At 49.0% G+C, this 21,099-nt stretch carries 18 protein-coding genes, 11 tRNA genes and 2 rRNA genes; 28 read left to right on the plus strand and 3 right to left on the minus strand.

What is annotated here, in order from left to right:
- The 21 genes from ACOZB4_RS11940 to yajC all read left to right on the plus strand — a co-directional run.
- Positions 1-94 (plus strand): 23S ribosomal RNA (locus ACOZB4_RS11940); the annotation flags it as partial.
- 214 nt (positions 95-308) lie between these two features.
- A 5S ribosomal RNA gene (gene rrf, locus ACOZB4_RS11945) occupies positions 309-425 on the plus strand.
- Positions 426-435: 10 nt separating this feature from the next.
- Positions 436-511: transfer RNA gene (locus tag ACOZB4_RS11950), tRNA-Asn, on the plus strand.
- 5 nt (positions 512-516) lie between these two features.
- Positions 517-608 (plus strand) — tRNA-Ser (locus ACOZB4_RS11955).
- Positions 609-625: 17 nt separating this feature from the next.
- Positions 626-700: transfer RNA gene (locus ACOZB4_RS11960), tRNA-Glu, on the plus strand.
- 135 nt (positions 701-835) lie between these two features.
- A tRNA-Val gene (locus tag ACOZB4_RS11965) sits at positions 836-911 on the plus strand.
- An 87-nt stretch (positions 912-998) separates the two neighbouring features.
- Positions 999-1,075, plus strand: a tRNA-Met gene (locus tag ACOZB4_RS11970).
- Positions 1,076-1,105: 30 nt separating this feature from the next.
- A tRNA-Asp gene (locus ACOZB4_RS11975) sits at positions 1,106-1,182 on the plus strand.
- A gap of 20 nt (positions 1,183-1,202) precedes the next feature.
- A tRNA-Lys gene (locus ACOZB4_RS11980) sits at positions 1,203-1,278 on the plus strand.
- 41 nt (positions 1,279-1,319) lie between these two features.
- A tRNA-Gly gene (locus ACOZB4_RS11985) sits at positions 1,320-1,394 on the plus strand.
- A 4-nt stretch (positions 1,395-1,398) separates the two neighbouring features.
- Positions 1,399-1,475, plus strand: a tRNA-Arg gene (locus ACOZB4_RS11990).
- Positions 1,476-1,517: 42 nt separating this feature from the next.
- Positions 1,518-1,597 (plus strand) — tRNA-Leu (locus tag ACOZB4_RS11995).
- 8 nt (positions 1,598-1,605) lie between these two features.
- Positions 1,606-1,679, plus strand: a tRNA-Pro gene (locus tag ACOZB4_RS12000).
- Between the two features lie 147 nt (positions 1,680-1,826).
- The gene (locus ACOZB4_RS12005) at positions 1,827-2,540 is read left to right on the plus strand and encodes a BofC C-terminal domain-containing protein (protein WP_379415391.1); all 714 of its coding nucleotides are present in this window, start codon (positions 1,827-1,829) and stop codon (positions 2,538-2,540) included.
- A 213-nt stretch (positions 2,541-2,753) separates the two neighbouring features.
- Entirely contained in the window at positions 2,754-3,257 is a 504-nt protein-coding gene (gene ruvC, locus ACOZB4_RS12010) for a crossover junction endodeoxyribonuclease RuvC (RefSeq protein WP_379415394.1), read from the plus strand.
- A complete protein-coding gene (ruvA, locus tag ACOZB4_RS12015) occupies positions 3,254-3,871 on the plus strand; it encodes a Holliday junction branch migration protein RuvA (protein WP_339271613.1) in 618 nt (205 codons plus the stop codon). The genes ruvC and ruvA overlap by 4 nt, the downstream gene beginning before the upstream one ends.
- Positions 3,872-3,906: 35 nt before the next feature.
- Complete coding sequence (gene ruvB, locus ACOZB4_RS12020; RefSeq protein WP_379415398.1) at positions 3,907-4,914, plus strand: Holliday junction branch migration DNA helicase RuvB; 1,008 nt, start codon at positions 3,907-3,909, stop codon at positions 4,912-4,914.
- Positions 4,915-4,971: 57 nt separating this feature from the next.
- Positions 4,972-7,062: a SpoIID/LytB domain-containing protein gene (locus tag ACOZB4_RS12025; RefSeq protein WP_379415401.1), complete on the plus strand. Its 2,091-nt coding sequence runs from the start codon at positions 4,972-4,974 to the stop codon at positions 7,060-7,062.
- 5 nt (positions 7,063-7,067) lie between these two features.
- On the plus strand, positions 7,068-8,099 hold the full coding sequence (gene queA, locus ACOZB4_RS12030) for a tRNA preQ1(34) S-adenosylmethionine ribosyltransferase-isomerase QueA (protein WP_379415405.1): 1,032 nt from the start codon (positions 7,068-7,070) through the stop codon (positions 8,097-8,099).
- A 20-nt stretch (positions 8,100-8,119) separates the two neighbouring features.
- A complete protein-coding gene (gene tgt / locus ACOZB4_RS12035; RefSeq protein ID WP_339271620.1) occupies positions 8,120-9,259 on the plus strand; it encodes a tRNA guanosine(34) transglycosylase Tgt in 1,140 nt (379 codons plus the stop codon).
- Positions 9,260-9,306: 47 nt separating this feature from the next.
- A complete protein-coding gene (gene yajC, locus ACOZB4_RS12040; RefSeq protein ID WP_379415410.1) occupies positions 9,307-9,609 on the plus strand; it encodes a preprotein translocase subunit YajC in 303 nt (100 codons plus the stop codon).
- Between the two features lie 122 nt (positions 9,610-9,731).
- On the opposite strand, the gene ACOZB4_RS12045 is transcribed toward yajC, so the two are convergent.
- Positions 9,732-10,121 (minus strand): TIGR04086 family membrane protein, encoded by a 390-nt coding sequence (locus tag ACOZB4_RS12045; RefSeq protein ID WP_076320433.1) that lies wholly within the window; start codon positions 10,119-10,121, stop codon positions 9,732-9,734.
- 192 nt (positions 10,122-10,313) lie between these two features.
- Between ACOZB4_RS12045 and ACOZB4_RS12050 the strand changes: the two genes are divergently transcribed.
- Positions 10,314-11,096: a YetF domain-containing protein gene (locus tag ACOZB4_RS12050; protein WP_379415414.1), complete on the plus strand. Its 783-nt coding sequence runs from the start codon at positions 10,314-10,316 to the stop codon at positions 11,094-11,096.
- Here ACOZB4_RS12050 and spoVB read toward each other — a convergent pair.
- Positions 11,093-12,694, minus strand: coding sequence for a stage V sporulation protein B (gene spoVB / locus ACOZB4_RS12055; RefSeq protein ID WP_379415416.1), 1,602 nt, complete (start codon positions 12,692-12,694; stop codon positions 11,093-11,095). The genes ACOZB4_RS12050 and spoVB overlap by 4 nt on opposite strands.
- A gap of 188 nt (positions 12,695-12,882) precedes the next feature.
- On the opposite strand from spoVB, the gene ACOZB4_RS12060 reads away from it, so the two are divergent.
- The 6 genes from ACOZB4_RS12060 (at position 12,883) to ACOZB4_RS12085 (ending at position 19,537) form a co-directional block, all read left to right on the plus strand.
- Positions 12,883-13,140 (plus strand): post-transcriptional regulator, encoded by a 258-nt coding sequence (locus ACOZB4_RS12060; RefSeq protein WP_076320436.1) that lies wholly within the window; start codon positions 12,883-12,885, stop codon positions 13,138-13,140.
- 131 nt (positions 13,141-13,271) lie between these two features.
- Complete coding sequence (secD, locus tag ACOZB4_RS12065; RefSeq protein ID WP_076320437.1) at positions 13,272-14,522, plus strand: protein translocase subunit SecD; 1,251 nt, start codon at positions 13,272-13,274, stop codon at positions 14,520-14,522.
- Entirely contained in the window at positions 14,512-15,429 is a 918-nt protein-coding gene (gene secF, locus ACOZB4_RS12070; protein WP_098742581.1) for a protein translocase subunit SecF, read from the plus strand. The genes secD and secF overlap by 11 nt, the downstream gene beginning before the upstream one ends.
- Positions 15,430-15,568: 139 nt before the next feature.
- On the plus strand, positions 15,569-16,534 hold the full coding sequence (locus ACOZB4_RS12075) for a cation diffusion facilitator family transporter (protein ID WP_339271629.1): 966 nt from the start codon (positions 15,569-15,571) through the stop codon (positions 16,532-16,534).
- Between the two features lie 61 nt (positions 16,535-16,595).
- Entirely contained in the window at positions 16,596-18,995 is a 2,400-nt protein-coding gene (gene recJ / locus ACOZB4_RS12080) for a single-stranded-DNA-specific exonuclease RecJ (protein WP_379415422.1), read from the plus strand.
- Positions 18,996-19,021: 26 nt separating this feature from the next.
- Positions 19,022-19,537, plus strand: a complete 516-nt coding sequence (locus ACOZB4_RS12085) for an adenine phosphoribosyltransferase (RefSeq protein WP_076320441.1) — start codon at positions 19,022-19,024, stop codon at positions 19,535-19,537.
- 93 nt (positions 19,538-19,630) lie between these two features.
- On the opposite strand, the gene uraA is transcribed toward ACOZB4_RS12085, so the two are convergent.
- Positions 19,631-20,929, minus strand: coding sequence for a uracil permease (gene uraA / locus ACOZB4_RS12090; protein WP_379415425.1), 1,299 nt, complete (start codon positions 20,927-20,929; stop codon positions 19,631-19,633).
- Positions 20,930-21,099 lie beyond the last annotated feature (170 nt).

Below are 21,099 nucleotides of genomic sequence, written 5' to 3' on the forward strand. Positions count from 1 at the left end.
AGACCCCTTGAAGACCACGAGGTAGATAGGTTGGAGGTGGAAGTGCAGCAATGCATGGAGCTGACCAATACTAATCGGTCGAGGGCTTATCCAAATAACACCCCAAAAAGTGAAGCGAAGCTTTGAAGCAACGCCGAATACTTTCCGGGGACCCCGATATTGCATGGGGGAAATGCTACGGATTCTAAAACACGCAAATTCGTTTCGTATCTAGTTTTCAGGTGATCAAAACTGAATTGTAAGTGTACAAGTTATACTTGCAAGGAAGATGATCACGGCATTTGGCGATGCCGGATCCTGAATATACGTTTGGTGGCGATAGCGGAAGGGTTCCACGCGTACCCATACCGAACACGACCGTTAAGCCTTCCAGCGCCGATGGTACTTGGACCGAAGGGTCCCGGGAGAGTAGGACGTCGCCAAGCGGATACATATTCCCTGATAGCTCAGTTGGTAGAGCACTCGACTGTTAATCGAGTTGTCACAGGTTCGAGTCCTGTTCGGGGAGCCACTTATGGAGAGGTGTCCGAGTTGGTCGAAGGAGCACGATTGGAAATCGTGTAGGCGCCAAAAGCGTCTCGAGGGTTCGAATCCCTCTCTCTCCGCCAGCAAGGACTGCATATATGGCCCGTTGGTCAAGGGGTTAAGACACCTCCCTTTCACGGAGGGAACAGGGGTTCGAATCCCCTACGGGTCACCACTTTCTTTAATGCATCAGGGGATGAGAATCCCGTCGGTTCGTCGGAGGGTAACTTCGTAAGCATAGACTTCGCAGTCTCGAACGAAGTGAGAGTATCCCCTACGGGTCACCATTATCTTTAACAACATTCCAGACGGAGGCTTAGCTCAGCTGGGAGAGCATCTGCCTTACAAGCAGAGGGTCGGGGGTTCGATCCCCTCAGCCTCCACCATGATTTATCCCCAAAAAGTGAAGCTCATGCTTCGCAAGTAATTCCGATTACTTTTCGGGGGTCCCATACAAGCAACCCTTTTAATGACGCGGGGTGGAGCAGTTCGGTAGCTCGTCGGGCTCATAACCCGAAGGTCGTAGGTTCAAATCCTGCCCCCGCAACCAATTTATATCGCGATAGCGATAATGCCTCATGGAACTGTGGTGTAGAGGCCTAACATGCCTGCCTGTCACGCAGGAGATCGCGGGTTCGAATCCCGTCAGTTCCGCCATTCTTTACTCTTAGTAATAAGAGCCATTAGCTCAGTTGGTAGAGCACCTGACTTTTAATCAGGGTGTCGAAGGTTCGAGTCCTTCATGGCTCACCATCTTTACCAAGAGAGCTTGAGACGGAATACATATTTACATTGCGGACGTGGCTCAGCGGTAGAGCATCGCCTTGCCAAGGCGAGGGTCGCGGGTTCGATTCCCGTCGTCCGCTCCATTTTGCGCCCTTAGCTCAGCTGGATAGAGCGTTTGACTACGAATCAAAAGGCCGGGAGTTCGAATCTCTCAGGGCGTGCCATTTTTTAAACTAAATTGCTTACTCTATATGAAATTTCATTGTGCCGGTGTGGCGGAATTGGCAGACGCGCGCGACTCAAAATCGTGAGGGAAACCGTGGGGGTTCGAGTCCCTTCACCGGCATTAATTAACGGGATGTAGCTCAGCTTGGTAGAGCACCTGGTTTGGGACCAGGGGGTCGCATGTTCAAATCGTGTCATCCCGATTCGAATCGAAAGACTGCTTTCAGTTACACTGAAAGCAGTCTTTCTTTGTTATGGAATGAAAATGATGTTAATGGCAAAAGCGGAACTGAATAATTTGGCAGCTTCCCGGTCACAATATGAAAAACATTGAATAGAAGGGGATAACCTTGAGTGTTTTTCATTTCTTTAAGAAGCTGTTCAGAAAACGGTGGAGACGCTGGAGACGCGCGATTTGGCCCTGTGCAATCCTATTGATCGCAGGTATCATGATATGGACCGGCCAGAATATAAAGGATCAGATGCATAAGCTGCTCACTGCTGCATCCGACGAAACGCCACTGGCCGTAGAAACGATGCATTACTTGCAGATCGCGGATGATAAGTTGGAAGAACGCCGGCAGGATCAGAGGGAATTTATGCAGAAGCTGAATACCTCGAAGGGAAAGAAGCATGTTCATGTTCGCATCACTTATGTATGTGGCATCGAAGAGCAGGATTTGGGTAAGCTTACGGCGGACGGTATTTATGAACTGATGAATAAAAATCCTTTATGGCAGGGACGCTTGGATAACAAAGGAGTAGTTTGGCTGGAGCACACCGTATCCGACCTCTCCCCCACCTGTAAGAGGCAAGCTTATATGAGTATCGACTCCCAAGGAAACTTAACGTTGTTTGATGGCCCACCGGAAGATGAGAAAGTGATGCGGACCTTCTTTCAGCTGGATGTCGGTTCGATGGAGTCTTCTTTGCCCAAAGATGTGATCAAGCAGCTTGAAGAAGGTATTCGAATCCAAGATATGGAAGAGTATAACAGTGTTCTGTCAACCTTTAGCGATTATGCACGGGATATGGCTGAGAATGTCATGAACCCGACCCCTTAAAATTGTCCCTGCTTTGTCGCTTGGTGACTGAAAATGCTGCTGCCCGGAATTTTTCCGGGCAGTTTTTTGCGTTGGAGGGGGATGTCAGCGGTCTCAATATAGTGGATACGTAACGGTTGCTTAAAGGATCAAAGTTTTTCCTCAACAGAGGTCGATCTTTTGTTATAATGAGAGAACGATACATATGTTCGCTTCATCAGAGGAGAGATTGGTTTGCGCATTTTAGGGATCGACCCCGGGATTGCGATTGTAGGTTTCGGGTTTGTAGATAAGGTTGGAAGTAAAGTTACACCGGTACAGTATGGCTGTATCCAGACGGAAGCCCATACACCGGATGAAGAGAGGCTGCAACACGTGTACGAAGGCATGCAGCAGCTTATTGATAAATATGAGCCTGAGGCCGTTGCTTTCGAGAAATTGTTTTTTAACCGCAACGTAACCACGGCGATGTCCGTATCCCAGGCCAGAGGAGTTCTTATCCTGGCTGCGGTCCAGCGCGGGCTCCCGATTGCAGAATATACGCCGATGCAGGTGAAGCAGGCGATTGTCGGCTATGGCAAGGCCGAGAAGAAACAGGTACAGGAGATGATCAGGATGTTCCTAAAGTTGCAGAGCATTCCCAAACCTGACGATGTGGCGGATGCATTGGCAGTAGCGATCTGTCACGCGCATTCCTATACACTGAATTCCAAGTTAAATGAGGTATTGCGAAAATGATCGATTTTTTACGGGGACAGGTAGTCCACTTAGAGAGTGAATATATTGTACTGGATGTTCATGGGGTAGGATACCGGGTGTTCTGTCCGAATCCGTATGCCTTTGCCAAAACCGAAGGAACCATCACGGTGTTTACACATCATCATGTCCGTGAAGATGCCATCCTGCTGTTTGGCTTTCCGACACGGGAGGAACAGAAGCTGTTCCGTAAACTGATCGAAGTCTCGGGTATCGGTCCGCGTGTGGCGCTCGGCATATTGGGTGGGGGATCACCGGATCATGTGGTTTCCGCCATCTACCAGGAGAATGTATCCTTCTTAATCAAGCTTCCGGGAATCGGTAAGAAAACAGCGCAGCGCATGATTCTGGACCTGAAGGACAAGCTTGAGGGTTTCGGAAATGCGAGCATGATGACCGGTCTTTTTGCCATCCAGGAGCCTGAATCGGATGATAGCGGCTCGGCGTGGTCCGAGGCTCGCGAGGGGCTGAAGGCGCTTGGTTATACGGATAGCGAGCTGGATAAAGTCTGGCTGAAGATCAAGGATTCCGGCGCAAGCGGCGAATCCGTCGATGTGCTCATGAAGCGGGCACTGCAGCAGCTATTCGCTGGTTAGATAGAGAATCGCTGCAGGAGAGGAGTTTAATATAGATGGACGATCGAATTATTTCCGCCAATCTAATGATGGACGAACAGGCTGTCGAGCTTAGTCTACGTCCACGCTATTTGGCTGAATATATAGGACAGAATCAAGTTAAGGAAAATCTCAAGGTATATATCGAAGCGGCAAAAATGCGTAACGAAGCGCTTGACCACGTGTTGTTGTACGGTCCTCCGGGACTCGGCAAAACGACACTGGCGAATATTATCGCCAATGAGCTTGGCGTTAATCTCCGTACGACCTCCGGTCCGGCAATCGAGCGACCGGGGGATCTGGCTGCACTTCTCACTAATCTGCAGGAAGGAGATGTCCTGTTTATTGATGAGATCCATCGGCTGCACCGGACGGTAGAGGAAGTGATGTATCCGGCGATGGAGGATTTTGCGCTGGATATTATGATCGGGAAAGGGCCAAGCGCACGCTCGGTACGTCTGGACCTGCCGCCGTTTACCTTAATTGGCGCCACTACCCGGGCTGGATTGCTCTCTGCGCCGCTTAGGGACCGTTTTGGCGTGGTAAGCCGTTTGGAATTCTATACGGTGGACGAGCTGAGTTATATTGTGTCACGCAATGCGGATCTTTTGGAGATCGAGATATTAGGAGAGGCAGCAGAAGAGATTGCCCTGAGGTCGCGCGGGACGCCCCGCATTGCCAACCGTCTCTTGAAACGGGTCCGTGATTATGCCCAGGTTCGAGGAGATGGCATGATAACGCCAAGCATCGCTCAGGAAGCGCTGAAAATGTTGCAGATCGATCCGATGGGACTGGACTTTATTGATCATAAAATGATGAACGCCATGATCAAAAGCTTCCGCGGGGGACCTGTAGGTCTGGATACCATCGCGGCAACCATTGGAGAAGAAAGCCAAACCATTGAAGATGTTTATGAACCGTATCTCCTGCAGATCGGTTTCTTGCAGCGTACACCCCGGGGACGGGTTGTAACGCCCACAGCTTATCAACATTTAGGTATTCCCTTCCCTGAAGATCGTCGTTAGATTATAGAATCATTACACTCATACCAAATCCTAATAGCTACAGGAGGAAAGACTTAAATGGATAGGAACTGGACGAAATCATTATTCGGTTGGACCACCAAGGGACTCTTGTCACTGGCTGTTGCCGGAACCTTATGGAGCGCGCCTGCAGTACATGCGGCCGCTCCTTCAATAGATACGATTCGAGTTGCGATGTTTTTGGATCTGGGAAGTCAGTATAAATCAACAACCAATGCCGTTACGCTGAAATCCGCTGAGGCTCTGACGGCATCGCTGCTTGTATCCGGTGCTCAGCAGACTTTGATGAGCATTCCAGCAAACCAGCAGGTCCGAATGAGTGTGGATACATACCGCGTCAAGGTGCTCGAGACCACGGATTGGAAAACGGCTTCGGAAGCGGCGAAAAAACTGGAGGCGACGAATGACAAACCGACGCTGTTTGCAGACGGCAATGTATACAAACTATATGCCGGTATGTATGGGACAGAGAAAGCGGCCGTGGACGCGGCAACGCGAACTGCGAAGACGGTGGCTGCATATCTGAATGGTCAAACGCCTTCTGTTAAAGGCGGACTGCATTTGTCTGCGGGATCGTACGGATCGGAGGCTGAGGCGGAGTCTGTACGTAAGACGTATGCAAATGCCGGCATGGATGCCTTCAATGTTGTGGTACCTAATGGAGGTGCATCTGCTTATGAGGTTTGGGTAGGCGAGGCAGCCAACACAGCCGATCTGGCTGCAGTCAGACAGGAAGCTGCTCCAATATCCGGCGCCCTCGTTGAAATGAATGCCGCAACCACGGGTCTGATGATGAGACGAGATGTAAGCCTGAACCTGGCGACTCCTCAAGAGACACAGCATTATATGTTGTCAGGTGGTCAGTCGGTTCTGCGGGTAGAAGGAAGCTCAGGTGCCGGAACGAATGTGAAGGAGCGATCGGATCGCTCCTATCGAGGCGCTTTGGAGATTGGACAAAAGAACGGTCAATTGTATCTCGTCAATGAACTGCCGTTCCAGCAGTACCTGTATTCCGTCGTTGGAGCCGAGGTGCCATCTACTTGGGGTGTTGAAGCTCTGAAGGCACAGGCTGTAGCGGCACGCAGTTATGCGCTCTTCCAAGGAAATAAGTTCGAAGTAGCCCATGTCGTGGACACAACGCTAAGCCAGGCCTATTATGGGACCGCCTATGAGTATCCAAGCATTATTCAGGCAGTGGATGCAACTGACGGCGAAGTTGTCATGAAAGACGGCAAAATAGTGGAAACCGTGTTCTCCTCCAATAGCGGAGGAATGACGGCGGACTCCACCGAGGTGTGGGGTAACCGTAACGATCTGTTTGCCGCGGTGGAAAGCCCTGGAGATTCCTCATCCCAGGCAGCGCTTAAATCATGGTATCATGTACTTCTTCCGAGTGGCGCTACAGGTTATGTACGTGAGGACAATGTGAAGGAAACCGGCAACAAAACATCGGCAGGGCTCCTCTATATGACCGTTACCGCCAAGGATACGAATGTACGCCCACTGCCATTGATCCAATCGAACGTTGAGCCTGTAGGCAAGATGAATCCAGGAGAAACGGCTGTCGTCCTTGAGAAAGTGGCGGAATCCAACAGCTATGACTGGGTTCGCGGTCCGTATACTTCGGATCAACTACTGTCCTCTCTAAAAGGAAAAACCACTAACAGCCTGCCTGCTTCTATTACTTCGCTGGATGTAACGGAGCGAGGCCCTTCTGGACGTGCCCTTACGGTGAAAGCCAACGGCCAAGTGCTGGACGTAAAATATCCGGATATGTTCCGCTCGGCTTTTAACGGACTGCCAAGCACATTGTTTGATATTGAATCGACCGGAAGTTATACTGTATTGAGCGCGAATGGTGCGGTATCAACGGTTTCAAGCGGCCAAACGATATCCGTTATCTCAGGGAGCGGCAACGGAAATGTCAAAGGTTCCGGTACCGTTGTGATGAATGGAACGGGGAAAGCACGTGTGATTGAAAGCTCTTCCGGCTTTAAATTTACCGGTAAAGGCTTAGGCCACGGACTGGGCATGTCCCAATGGGGTGCCAAAGGAATGGCAGATGAAGGGTATGATTACAAGCAGATACTCCAACACTATTACCGCAACACGACTATTACGAAGGACTGAACGACATGAATGTGGATTTGTATGATTTTGAATTACCCGAACACTTAATTGCGCAGACGCCACTGCTTGATCGAAGCTCTTCCAGGCTTCTCACGCTGGACAAAGAGAACGGACATATAAGCCATCAAACGTTTGCGGACATCATAGACAGCCTGAATCCGGGGGATACACTCGTATTAAACGATACCAAGGTCATACCGGCCCGATTGTTCGGTGCAAAGGAAGACACCGGTGCGAAAGCAGAGGTCCTTCTGCTGAAGAATATGGGGCAAGACCGGTGGGAAGCACTTGTAAAACCCGGCAAGAAGCTGAAAAAAGGGAACGTAATTTCCTTTGGGGACGGTAAATTAAAAGCGATCATTGAGGAAGAAGGCGAGATGGGTGCTCGCATCCTATCCTTTTCGTATAAAGGGATTTTCCAAGAAATCCTGGATGAACTGGGGCAAATGCCGCTTCCGCCATATATTAAGGAGAAGCTGGATGACCGCGATCGGTATCAGACCGTATATGCGAAGCATGAAGGATCTGCAGCCGCTCCCACGGCGGGCCTGCACTTCACGGAAGCTCTCCTGGAACAGATTCAGGCCAAGGGAGTAGACATCGCCTTCATTACCCTGCACGTTGGACTGGGGACATTTCGTCCGATGTCCGTGGAACAGGTTGAGGATCATGTCATGCATGAAGAGTACTATTCCCTTTCCCAGGAAACCGCTGAGCTGCTGAATGAAACGAAGCGGCGCGGCGGCAGGGTTATCGCTGTAGGGACTACCTCTTGCAGAACGCTGGAGACGGTTGGATCAGCGCTGAAAGGCGAGCCGCTGCGTGAGAGCAGCGGCTGGACAAGCATTTTCATATATCCCGGATATGCTTTTACCGTCGTGGACGCGCTGATTACGAATTTCCATCTGCCGAAATCCACGCTGGTGATGCTGGTCAGTGCGCTGGCCGGACGCGAACACATTATGAAGGCGTACAAGGAAGCTGTTGAGAAGGAATATCGATTCTTCAGCTTTGGCGACGCGATGTTTATCTATTAATTCGGAGGTTGGTTAATACAATGGTAGCAGCTGTTACTTATGAACATATTAAAACGTGCAAACAATCGGGCGCGAGGCTCGGCAGAGTGCACACCCCGCACGGCGTGATCGATACGCCGACATTTATGCCTGTGGGAACATTGGCAACGGTAAAAACCATGAGTCCGGAAGAACTAAAAGCTATGGATGCCCACATTATATTGAGCAACACCTATCATCTCTTTTTGCGTCCTGGACACGATATTGTGAAGGGAGCGGGCGGACTGCACAAATTTATGAACTGGGACCGTCCGATCCTGACCGATAGCGGAGGCTTCCAGGTATTCAGCTTAGCAGAAATGAGAAAAATATCGGAAGAAGGCGTACATTTTCGTTCCCACTTGAACGGAGATAAACTGTTTATCTCCCCGGAAGTCGCGATGGAGATTCAGAACGCGCTCGGATCTGATATTATGATGGCTTTTGATGAATGCCCGCCTTATCCTGCGGAGTATGAATACGTTAAACAATCCACCGAGCGGACCTCTCGCTGGGCTGAACGCTGCTTAAAGAGCCATGCCAGACCGGAAGACCAAGCCCTATTCGGCATCGTTCAGGGAGGCATGCATGAGGATCTGCGCCGTCAGAGCGCCCGTGATTTGACTTCCATGGATTTCCCGGGTTATGCTATTGGTGGACTTAGTGTGGGAGAATCGAAGCAGCTTATGTATGAAGTGCTGGATTACACGGTGCCCCTGCTGCCGAACAATAAACCTCGCTATTTGATGGGAGTCGGATCACCCGATGCGTTGATTGAGGGCTCGATTCGTGGTGTGGATATGTTCGATTGCGTGCTTCCGACGCGGATCGCTCGCAACGGGACAACGATGACAAGTCAAGGCCGTCTTGTCGTTCGAAATGCTCAATATGCCAGGGATTACGGACCGCTGGATCCGGAATGTGACTGCTACACTTGCCGTAACTACTCGCGTGCTTATTTGCGTCATCTGATCAAGAGTGATGAAACGTTTGGATTAAGATTGACGACGTATCATAACCTGCATTTCCTGCTCAATTTGATGCGTAACGTGCGTCAGAGTATTATGGAAGACCGTCTGCTTGATTTCCGCGATGAGTTTTTTGATAAGTACGGCCTACATGATAATGAAAAAGGGTTCTAAAGCAAGTTCATGGCCATCATGATAAGTTTGTGAAAGGGGGGAAAGATATGTTTGATTTAGCAGCTGGTACAGGTCAAGGCGGAGGCGGTATTTTAGGGTTGGTTTTGCCTTTCGTTCTGATGTTTGTCATCTTTTATTTTCTGCTTATTCGTCCACAGCAGAAAAAACAGAAGACCAGAAACGCAATGCTTAGCGCCTTGTCAAAGGGCGATAAGGTGGTAACCATTGGAGGCCTTCACGGTACAATTGTGGAGATTACCGACGATATTGTGGTCTTGAAAGTGAACGATGTAACGAAGTTGACGTTCGATCGTAACTCTATCAGCCATAGTGTGAATGCGGATGCATAATTACGTTTCACCTACATATGGAATGTAATCGTTATAACAAAGGCCGATTCCTTTTAGGAGTCGGCCTTTGTTTTTTATTATTTTTGTAGTGAGATGCTCGCCAGGAGCGTTAGAGCGAAACTTTATTTTTTTAAGTTGACCCCGAACATTCCCCCGATGGCGCCGGCGGCAAATACCGTGGCAATCAGCGTCAAATCTCCGAGAGATAAAGAACTATCCAAAGCAAGAAAGCCAATGACGAGCAGCGTAATGCCATATATCAGCCCTGTCAGGCAGCCGTAATACCAACCTTTGTTTCCTGCGCGCTTGCCGCTCACACAACCTCCGATAAAGGCTGCGATGGCATGTACGAGAAACGTGTAGAACGATAAATCATCTTCGGCTAGTCCGCTGCCCCATAGAAGCAGGGATAACGCAAACGCGCCAAGAAACATCCAGAAAAAAGAATACAAAAGTCCTGAAAGAATCGGATTGGAGATCCTGAAAGTGAAAACTCGCCGGATCGGTTCCATGAATCATCCCCCTTAACTAATCTTGATCATTAAATTGTATGGCCAAGCCTGTACATATAGTACAAACTGAGCGTTTTGCATTCGGTTTTGCATGATTTCCATTAATTAATCCGTTGTAATCGAATGGGAAAAGCTATAGCAGGCCAGAATAGCTGTACATGAGAATGTTCGACAAGCTAGGAGGGATTGTTTATGTCTCATATGACTATTCTGATTCTGCGGACCATTCTGATGTATGTGGTCATCTTTGTCACCATGAGAATCATGGGCAAACGGGAAATCGGAAAACTGTCTATCTTCGATTTGGTCATATCTGTTATGATTGCAGAGATTGCCGTTTTTGTTCTGGAAGATGTCCAAAAGCCGATTTGGGAGGGACTTGCTCCTATCGCCGTTTTGGTTGCCATTCAGGTAGGTCTTGCTTACATCGGACTGAAAAATCGAAATATACGGCTGTTTGCTGACGGAAAGCCAAGCGTATTGGTGTCCCGGGGCAGGCTGCACCGTAAGGAGATGGCAAAGCTCCGCTATAATCTGGATGATCTGATGCAGCAGCTAAGGGGCAAAGATATTGACAGTCTGGCGGATGTTGAATTTGCGATACTTGAAACTTCCGGTCAGCTCACCGTGATTCCAAAGGATACGGGGGACAGCTCCAACGGCAGTTTGAATAACTCTTCAAGTTCATCCAACACCTCAGGGGCCACCAATTTTTCATCTACTTCATCCCAATCCGAAAAAGAAAACCCTACTGTCGTAGATATTCCTTACGATAAAATTACGTATGAAGGCCTGCCCATCCCGCTTATATTGGATGGAAAGGTGCAGGACGAGAACCTTGAATTAATCGATAAAACGCGGTTCTGGCTTAAGAACGAGATACAGAATTACGGTGCTAAGGATTTTAAGGATATTTTTCTATGCTCTATTGACCATAAAGGCCGGATTTACATTGACCGTAAAGACAGGATCTAACGACGGCTGAATTTGTTGAACCAGGTGCCGACAACAGGCACACGATCCAAATCTCGCGGTGTTACCAGCTTGGTCATAAAAATCATGATGAAATAGACCAGAATACCAATTGCGATGGAAGCCCAAAATTGCAGCCATGGCGCGGTCGAAAACGGAAGATGTTTGTACCCATAGAGGACACAGGCACCCATAATGATCATAACCGCCCCGATTTTGACATAATCCAGCAGATGGAATCGAAAGCCGATCAGTCTCGATAGGCTGAAACCGTGGAGTAATGTAACTGCAATGCTGTTTACGATAATGGCAATGACGGCCCCTATTATGCCGAAGGCGGGATTGGATGCCAAAAACACGATGAGGCTCATTTTGATGATCGCCCCAAATAACGTGTTGAGTAATGCCCGGCCCGGACGGTCCAGAGCTTGCAAGGCAGCTTGAAGCGGGGACTGCACATACAGGAACAAGGCAAACGGCGCCATGATTTTGAGCATATCGCTAATCTCCGCGTTGTCGTATAGGAGCAGGCATAATGGCTCAGCCAGGACAAACATAATGATGGCAAACGGAGCTCCGGAGACAAGGGCTAGCCGAAGGGATTGGTTCATTCGTTTGTGGATGGTCGCCCGGTCATTGCGGGCGGCTGCTTCCGAGAGTGAAGGCACCAGAGAGATGGCCAGAGATACCGTCAGAGCACCGGGCAATAACAGGAGCGGGATGATCATCCCTTGCAGTGCTCCATACTGAGCGGTTGCTACGGATGTCGCTATACCTGCCATGGCCAGGCTGCGATTGGTCAGGATTGTCTCCAGGAGGTAGGAGAATGAACCTACCATCTTGCCCCCCGTCACAGGCAATGCAATACCTAATAAACGTTTCAGGATACCTTTATTCGATGCAGAGTCTTCTTTTGCAGTTTTTTCGGATATTACTTTTTGCGGCTTAGGTAAAAGTTTATTCCTAGGTCGTCTCTCCCACGGATATTGCAGCAGCAGGGCTATCATGCCAATCAGTTCCCCTACGGCTGTTCCGAGCATGGCACCCGCAGCCCCGTAAGCGATGCCTTTGGGCATCAAGAGATGCGCAAACCAGAGCATGCAAATAATTCGGACAATCGTCTCGATCACGGAGGAACTTGCGGAGGGAATCATGTTCTGTTTGCCCTGGAAATATCCACGGTAGACCGACGAAACGGCAATGATGATCAACATGGGTGTCATGCTGATAAAGGTTTGGTATACACGCTCGTCCGGCAAAAGCACGCCGGTTACCCAAGGGGCAAGGAGCAGACTAAGTCCCGTAAAGAGGGCGCCTGCTGTAAGCGTCAGCATCAGGCTGACATGCAGGATTTGCTTGGAAGCATCACGCTTTCCGGCACCTTCCGCTTCGGCAACCATTTTGGCAATGGCTAGCGGAATTCCACCGGTAATGATCGTCACGAGCACGATAAAGAAGGGATAACCCAGTTGGTAAATTCCGACACCCTCGGGTCCAATGATCCGGGGGAGGGCGATCCGGGGGATAAAACCGAGTAGGCGGTTTAATATGCCGGCTGCAAGTAAAATCAGCGTTCCTTTAATAAATGATTGCTTGTTCACTGTCCATCCCACTCCCTGGTTAAGACTGAATACGGTGACACGACATGGCTATTCTTATGGATATGCCCTACCTGTCCCATCTGATGACTTTACTTTTTTTTCAGGACATGGTAGGAATAGAAGGAAAGCAATGTATCCTGTCGAATGTAACTTAGGGACAACAGGGAGTCAGTGAGGAGGCCATATGCATGGAACTCGAGCAAATGAGCGAGGAAGAATTGATGAGCACCATTGAGATGGTATGCTTGAGCAAGGTTGAGGAAATGCATTTGATTGGGTACGAATATGTGACTAGCGACGATATTTGGAACTGTGTCAGCAGTAAATATGAAAAGGAAGGCATCCCCTCCCTCCACAAACTGGTCAATGACATTCTGTCCTTGAAGGCGACAGCTTTAATGAACTATATGACAATATCAGCATATAAGGGATCTTCTTTCGATTAATCGAAGAGGTCCCTTTTGCCTTGCGGATATAAGGGTTCATTCATAAACCCGACAAATTTTGATAAATTGACTGGGTTTTATGACATCGCTATAATAGGAATATTGAGTAAAAAGGGGGAACAAAGGACGGCATGAAGAGAATAATCAGTTTCGTCGGAACCGTACTCGTGATCACTGTTTTAATGGCCGTTACAACTCCAGGCTTGCTGAAAGACGTCCGTCTAGGTCTGGATCTTAAGGGTGGATTCGAAATCCTTTATGAAGCAGAGCCTTTGATGGAAGGGCAGCAAGTCACAAAAGAAGCACTGCAGGAAACCGCAAAGAGCTTGCAAAAGCGTGCGGATGCAATGGGAACATCTGAGCCTGAGGTTACGCCGGAAGGGGCGAACCGGATTCGCTTGAAGGTGGCAGGCGTAACGGATGAGGCTGAAGTTCGAAAAACGATGAAAGAACCTGCGAACCTCACATTCCGAAGCAATGACGGCTGTAAAGAAGGCGAGGAGTTCTGTAAGATTGAGCTCCGCGGCGACGATTTCGTCGAGAACGGCGCATCGGTTGCCTATGACCAGCTTAATCAGCCTATGATAGATATTAAAGTGAAGGACAAAGGGAAGTTTGCTGAAATTACAGGACGTCTTCTCGGTCAAGAGCTGGCTATCTTCATGGACGATCAATTGCTATCAGCTCCGACGGTACGTGCCGCATTAACGGATGGTACCGCACAAATTACGGGGAGCTATTCGCTGGATGAAGCGAAGCAGATCCGGGATACGATTAATCTCGGCGCCCTGCCGCTGAAGCTGGTTGAGAAGTACTCTCAGAGCGTAGGAGCTACGCTCGGTATGCAATCTCTTACGAAAACGGTGGAAGCAGGTCTCATCGCGTCCGTTGCGATTCTGCTGTTCATGATAATCAGATATCGCGTACCGGGTTTGCTGGCAAGCTTTGCACTTATTTTGCATACATGGCTTCTGATTCTTATTTTTGTATGGGCTGACTTTACGTTGACGCTTCCAGGTATTGCAGCATTTATATTAGGTATAGGTATGGCGGTTGATGCCAATATCATCACCTATGAACGCATTCGGGAAGAGATCAGAACGGGCAAGAGTGTTCCATCAGCTGTTAAAGCAGGCGGCAAGTCATCCCTGCGAGCCATCATGGACTCCAACTTGACGACGATACTCGTTGCCGCTGTCATGTTCGGATTTGGTACCGGCGCGGTTAAAGGTTTTGCGCTTGTATTGATTCTGGAGATTATCTTGAGTATTGCCACGAACGTTTATTTCTCCCGTTTCTTGCTCAATCTACTTGTGAATATTGGTTGGGCCCGCAAACCGAGCCATTATGGCGTAAAGGAGCGTGACATTCGTGAGCTTTAAGAACTTTGATTTCGTAGGCAAAAGCAGATTTTTCTATATTCTATCCATTGCAATTACGATTCTGGGCTTGGTATTTCTCTTGACTCGTGGTCTTAACTATGGAGTTGATTTCCAATCTGGCTCGAACGTAGATATATCTCTCTCCAAGCCGCTGACTACGGAGCAGATTAATACCGTATTAAAAGAGGCTGGCATCGGTGAAGATGCGAGCATTACTCCTGGTAATGACCGCGTGAATATTCGATTCAGCGAGGTGCTGACCGAGGACCAGGATCTGAAGATGCGTTCCGGCATTGAGAAGCTGGATAAAACGGCCACCTTCGAGATCAACACGGTTGACCCAGAGATGGCAAAAGAGCTGGGCCGAAACGCAATTTATGCGGTATTGATTTCCTGTATCGGGATTATCATCTATGTCAGCATCCGTTTTGAATGGCGGTTTGCGATTGCAGCGATTGTAGCGTTACTTCATGATGCATTTGTTGTTATTAGTATTTTCTCCATCCTCGGTCTCGAGGTGGATCTGACATTCATTATTGCCGTTCTGACGATTATCGGTTATTCGATTAACGATACGATCGTCATCTTCGACCGGATCAGGGAGAACCTGAGGTTTGCCAAGATTAAAAGATTCTCGGATCTTAAAGATCTGGTTAACAAAAGTTTGACCCAGACGATCGGACGTTCGATCTATACAGCTTTGTCTGTTTTCATCGCTGCACTCTTCATGCTCCTGCTTGGCGGTGAATCGATTCAGATGTTCTCTCTGGCAATTTGTATCGGTTTGGCATTCGGCGCGTACTCTTCGATCTTTATCGCAAGTCCGTTGTGGCTCGTCCTTAAGGGGCGTAATGTCAGCAATAAACCAAATTCGCCAAAGCCAAGCAAAGATAAGATTGAAATCTAATTCAGCCGCTGTTGGCGTAGCAGTCTAGATAGCAGAGAGTCCTATACAAGTAGAAAGCCGCGTCGCAGGCGACGCGGCTTTCTAAAGTTAACAGCGATAATAAATATAGGATCGATAGTGACATTGAGGGGGGCCTCAAGTGAGCAATGAACGTTTGAATCATACGGAGACTGTCCTTTGGACAGGCATTGTAACGGATTTTGCATTAGCCTTGTGTAAAGGGATCGTCGGATATTTATCCGGCAGTAAGGCTCTAATCGGGGATGCTCTGCATTCTGCGGCAAATGCCGTGACTTTATTGGTGGATCGTTTACCGAGCCTGGGTATATTCGGCAATAAAAGCTCCATTCGGGACAAACGGAAGGTTTCGGACACGACGGAGCCCGTGATTTCGATTCTATTTGCCGTTTTATTGATCATGGGCGGTATTCAAATTGCAGTATCCGCGATTCAAACCATGGCATCAGGCGACCTGGAGCCGCCAACCAAATCGGCACTGCTTGCTGTTTTCATATCACTCGCGGTGAATGAAGCGGTGTTTCAGTACCAATGTCGGCAGATAAAAAGAAACAAGGATCCCCGGTATGAGGTGCTGTCCGCTGATCATCGATTTGCCTTGTACTCTTCGCTAACGGTATTAATCGGCGTGTCACTAGCTATGGGGGGCTCTTATTTTGAATGGACACCCCTGCTCTATATGGATTCAGTTGCGGCTCTGATTGTGGCTTGTCTCGTGATCCGCAAAGGGTATATACTAATCGTTCATTCCGTTTATGGAACGCTCGTGGAAGAGAAGCGGCATGAGCACGAAGCCGATTTCATGGATACGATTCAGCGAGTGCATGGCGTGATCACGATCGAGGAACTGAAGGTTCAGGAATACGGGCAGATCCGTCATGTGAACATTGAAGTGAAAATTACCGTGAATCCGCGGACGTCCGTATTGGAGGCTCAAGAGATTGCCGAGCGAATCCGGAAACTGTTAACCCATCGCTTTATTCAGGTTACGGATGCCAAGGTTCACGTGGTACCCTATGAACCGGGTTATCCATATAAATCGAACTATGACTTAATGGACAACGATATGCCGACACTGCCGCAGTAGCGTCTGGAGCTAACAGTTGTAAGTCAACAGGAAAAAGGCAGGAAAAGGAAGGTGAGTCCCTGTGCTGTATTCCAAATATGAATGGAGAATACGCTCGGCAGAGTCATCGATCACCGATAGGCTGGCCCAGGATTTGTCGCTGCCACCCATGGTGGCTTCACTCATGGCGTCACGGGGGATACAATCAGCCGAGGATGGACGGAGATTTCTATATGGAACGTTTGAGCTAACGCATGACCCTTATCTCATGCAGGGGATGCAAGAGGCTGTCCCGCGTATTCGTAAAGCTTTGGAGGATCGGGAACATATTCTGATCTATGGCGATTATGATGCAGACGGTGTTTCCAGCACGTCATTGATGATTCATCTGATGCGCTACTTGGGTGCATCCTATGATATTTATATACCACACCGATCCAATGAAGGTTATGGTTTACATAATCACGCGCTGGATTGGGCCCATCAGCAAGGGGTCAGTCTAGTCATTACCGTAGATACTGGAATTAGTGCAGTCGAGCAAATTGCATATGCCAATAGCCTTGGCATCGACGTAATTGTCACGGACCATCATGAGCCGCCTGAAGTGCTGCCAGAAGCTTATGCACTGATCAACCCGAAACTCCCTACATGCCCGTATCCCTTTAAGGGGTTGGCAGGCGTAGGCGTAGCTTACAAGCTGGCACAGGCTCTCGTTGGAGAACCACCGGAGGAATGGCTTCAGATTGTTTCCATCGGGACCATTGCGGACTTGATGCCGCTTACGGGGGAGAATCGGGTGCTTGTGAAGCACGGAATCGAATCAATGCGGAATACGAGGTACGAAGGCATTCGATGCTTGCTGGAGGTATCGGGGATCCATGTGGAGCAGGTGACTGCCGTAAATGTGGCATTCTCCATGGCACCACGGATTAACGCCAGTGGCCGTCTGGATCATGCAGGCCGTGCCGTTACGCTTCTTACAACAGAACACCGTGATGAAGCGGAACGGCTTGCCTGGGAACTGGATGGACTGAACAAGGATCGGCAGCAAGTGGTCGAAAACATCGTCCAGGAAGCGCTTAGCATGGTTCAAAACCGCTGGAGAGGACAGGAGGTTCCTCCTGTCATCGTATTGGCGGGTGAAGGCTGGAATGTTGGCGTGGTTGGTATCGTGGCATCCAAAATATTGGAGCGATTCTACAGGCCAGTCGTTATCCTCGGGATTGATCCCGAGACGGGGAACTGTAAAGGCTCCGCCCGCTCAATTCCGGGATTTGATATTTATGCTGCTCTGCACTCCTGCAAGGACGTCATGGACCATTTTGGCGGCCATCCGTCTGCAGCGGGCATGAGCCTCCATCGAGATCGATTGGAGGAATTTGAACAGGGACTACATCGATATGCTGAGGAAGCACTCGAAGAAGAGCATCTGATCGCAATTTGTGAAGCGGACCTGGAGGCCAGCTTGTCGGAGGTATCGGTGCCCGTTATCGAACAGATTGAACAGCTAAGTCCGTTTGGCATGGCGAATGCCGTGCCGAAGATCGTTTTCCGGGATGTTGTCATAAAGGAAGTTCGTAAAATCGGCAAAGAAGGAAAACATCTGAAGCTTCGCTTGCAGCAGAAGCGTGAGGTTATGGATGCGATCTCATTCGGATGGGGGCATCTGGCCGATATATTGCCGGTAGGTACGGCTGTGGATGTGCTTGGTGAGCTTTCCGTGAATGAATGGAACGGGAGTCGTAAAGTACAGCTCATGATTCAGGATATCTGCGCTCCTTATCAACAGGTGTTTGACTACCGCGGGATCAAAGAGCCGTTACAGGAAATTCAGAGGTGGAGAGCGGAACTGGAGCCGCATCTGCGTTGCCCTGCAGTTCGGTCGGCCGTGGTGTACGCAAAAGATTCACATCCGGAAATAAAAAGTCAATTGTATGATATGTGCCTTTGGGTATATGATAGGAATGCTGGCATCATGCCGGATAATGATATTGCTGAAAACAGTCAAGAAGCTATTTCCGTTTTGTTCGTACTGGATGTACCGGAAACGGCTGAACAACTGGATGCATTTATGTCAGCCTTCCATTCCGTTCCCAATATATTCATGCTGCATCCGACCCGGAACCTGCACGAACGTCTGCAAATTCCGGACCGCGAACAGTTTAAAAAGCTGTACGTTTCACTTGCCGGGATGACGCCCTCTTCCATGTCGGAGAATGAGGTTGTAGCACGTCTGCAGAAGCAGACTTCCTTATCTACACGCATGCTGCTCAAAGTACTGGATGTGTTTGAGGAACTGGCGTTCATCCAGCGTGTCCAGGGACAAATTACCTTTATACCGAAGCCGGAGAAAAAACCGCTGGACGCTTCCCGTCACTTCCGTGAGCTAAGCGATTTGGCGGATATGGAGCAGCATTTGCTGCATGCCGGTACCGAACAGTTAACCCAATGGATGATGTCCCGCACAAAAGGCGTATCTTAACCGCAACTATACAGGAGGAGATTATTTTGGATTTTAAAGATTATATTCGTGTCGTTCCCGATTTTCCGCAGGCGGGGATCAGCTTCAAAGATATTACTACACTGCTGAAGAATGGTGAGGTGTATCGCAAAGCCATCGAAGAATTGAAGATCTTGGTATCCGATCTTAAAATTGATGTGATAGCTGGTCCCGAAGCTCGTGGATTTGTCGTGGGTGCTCCGCTGGCTTATGCTCTTGGAGTAGGATTCGCGCCCATTCGCAAAAGCGGAAAGCTTCCCTATGAAACGATTGAAGTGGGATACGACCTCGAATATGGAAAAGATCGCTTGGCGATGCATACCGATGCGATCGAGAAGGGTCAAAATGTATTGATTGCGGATGATCTTCTTGCAACAGGCGGTACGATTGCGACTTCGGTTAACCTCATCCGTCAATTGGGCGGAAACGTCGTTGGAGCTGCATTCATGATCGAGCTGGCGGATCTCAATGGCCGTTCGAAACTGGATGGAATCGAAGTATTTACATTGATGCAATACGAGTAATCGACAACAATCTTCCTGATTTTCCCGGGAAATAATAGACGCCCTGAGCAACCAGCTCAGGGCGTTTTTCGATTGGGGATAGGGGTGTTACTTTCAATCCGGCGTTTTCTCTACGAGCGGCTCATCATTTTTTTCATTGGAGAGGCCGGTAATCTCGAAGACTTTGAAGAGGAGAGCCATGAGGACACCTACAATGGTAGCCAGGGCCATACCCTTCAACTCGACGGTACCAAACTTCAAGGTTACGCCGCTAATCCCTGTTACCAGGACCAACGTAGCCAGGATCATGTTGCTTGCCTTGGAGAAATCGACCTTTTGCTCAACAAAGATCCGAAGTCCGGAAGCTGCGATAACCCCAAACAGCAACAGTGATACGCCGCCCATTACAGGGGTAGGAATGTTGGCTACAACAGCGGAGAACGTGCCGGAGAAGGAAAGCACAATCGCAATAACGGCTGCTCCGGCAATTACGAATATCGAGTATACCTTTGTGAGTGCCATGACACCAATATTTTCACCGTAGGTGGTATTTGGTGTGGAGCCAACAAATCCTGACAGAATGGTGGATATACCGTTAGCCAGAAGAGAGCGATGCAGGCCAGGGTCTTTGGAAAGGTCTCTGCCCACGATATTACTTGTTACGAGCAAATGCCCGATGTGCTCCACGATAACAACGAGGGCAACCGGAATGATGGTCCAGATCGCCCCGTTATCGAATACCGGGGTTGTCAGCTCCGGAGCCGACAGGAACCTCGCGTTCGCGATTTTCTCTGTGTCTACCACGCCTAGAGCGAAGGACAGAGCATAACCGACAACAATCCCGATCAGAATGTGAATGATTTTGGAGAAGCCGCGGAACAGGATGGCCCCGAATACGGTGACACCAAGAGTCACGAGCGAAATCGTAATGATTTTCGGATCAATGGACTGTCCCTCTTCTGGTAAAAAACCAGCCATACCTGCTGCAACCGGTACAAGCTCAAGCCCGATCATTGCAATGATGGCACCCATGACCGCTGGAGGGAATACAAAGTCGATCCATTTGGTACCCGCATATTTAACGATGAGAGCTACCACGCAGAAGATAACTCCTGTAACGATAAAGGCTCCTAAGGCTTTGCCATAGTTGGCATCCGGATCTTTGGCGAGCACGATCAGAACCGGAGAGATAAAGGCAAAGCTTGAGCCGAGGTATGCCGGGATCTTCCCTTTGCATAAAAAAATGTATAGCAGTGTACCAATACCGTTCATCAGCAGGATCATGCCGGGATCCACACCGAATAGGTTCGGTACAAGCACCGTACTTCCGAACATGGCAAACAAATGCTGCAGGCTCAGAAGGAAACCTGGACCAAACGGAAGTTTCTCATCAACTTGAATTTCTCGTTGCAAACCATTTCACTCCTCTTAGGACTTTAAATATAGGACCGTTCGCGTACGATCTTTAATAGATTAAATACAATCGTTCGTTTTTTCAACAATAATTTTTACAGTTCGTCAAAATATCCAATTGGTGTCAAGTTTTGATGTCTCCGAGCCGGAAACGGGCATACTATAAGTGT

Source organism: Paenibacillus sp. NPDC058898 (assembly GCF_049316025.1).
Classification (GTDB): domain Bacteria; phylum Bacillota; class Bacilli; order Paenibacillales; family Paenibacillaceae; genus Paenibacillus_AQ.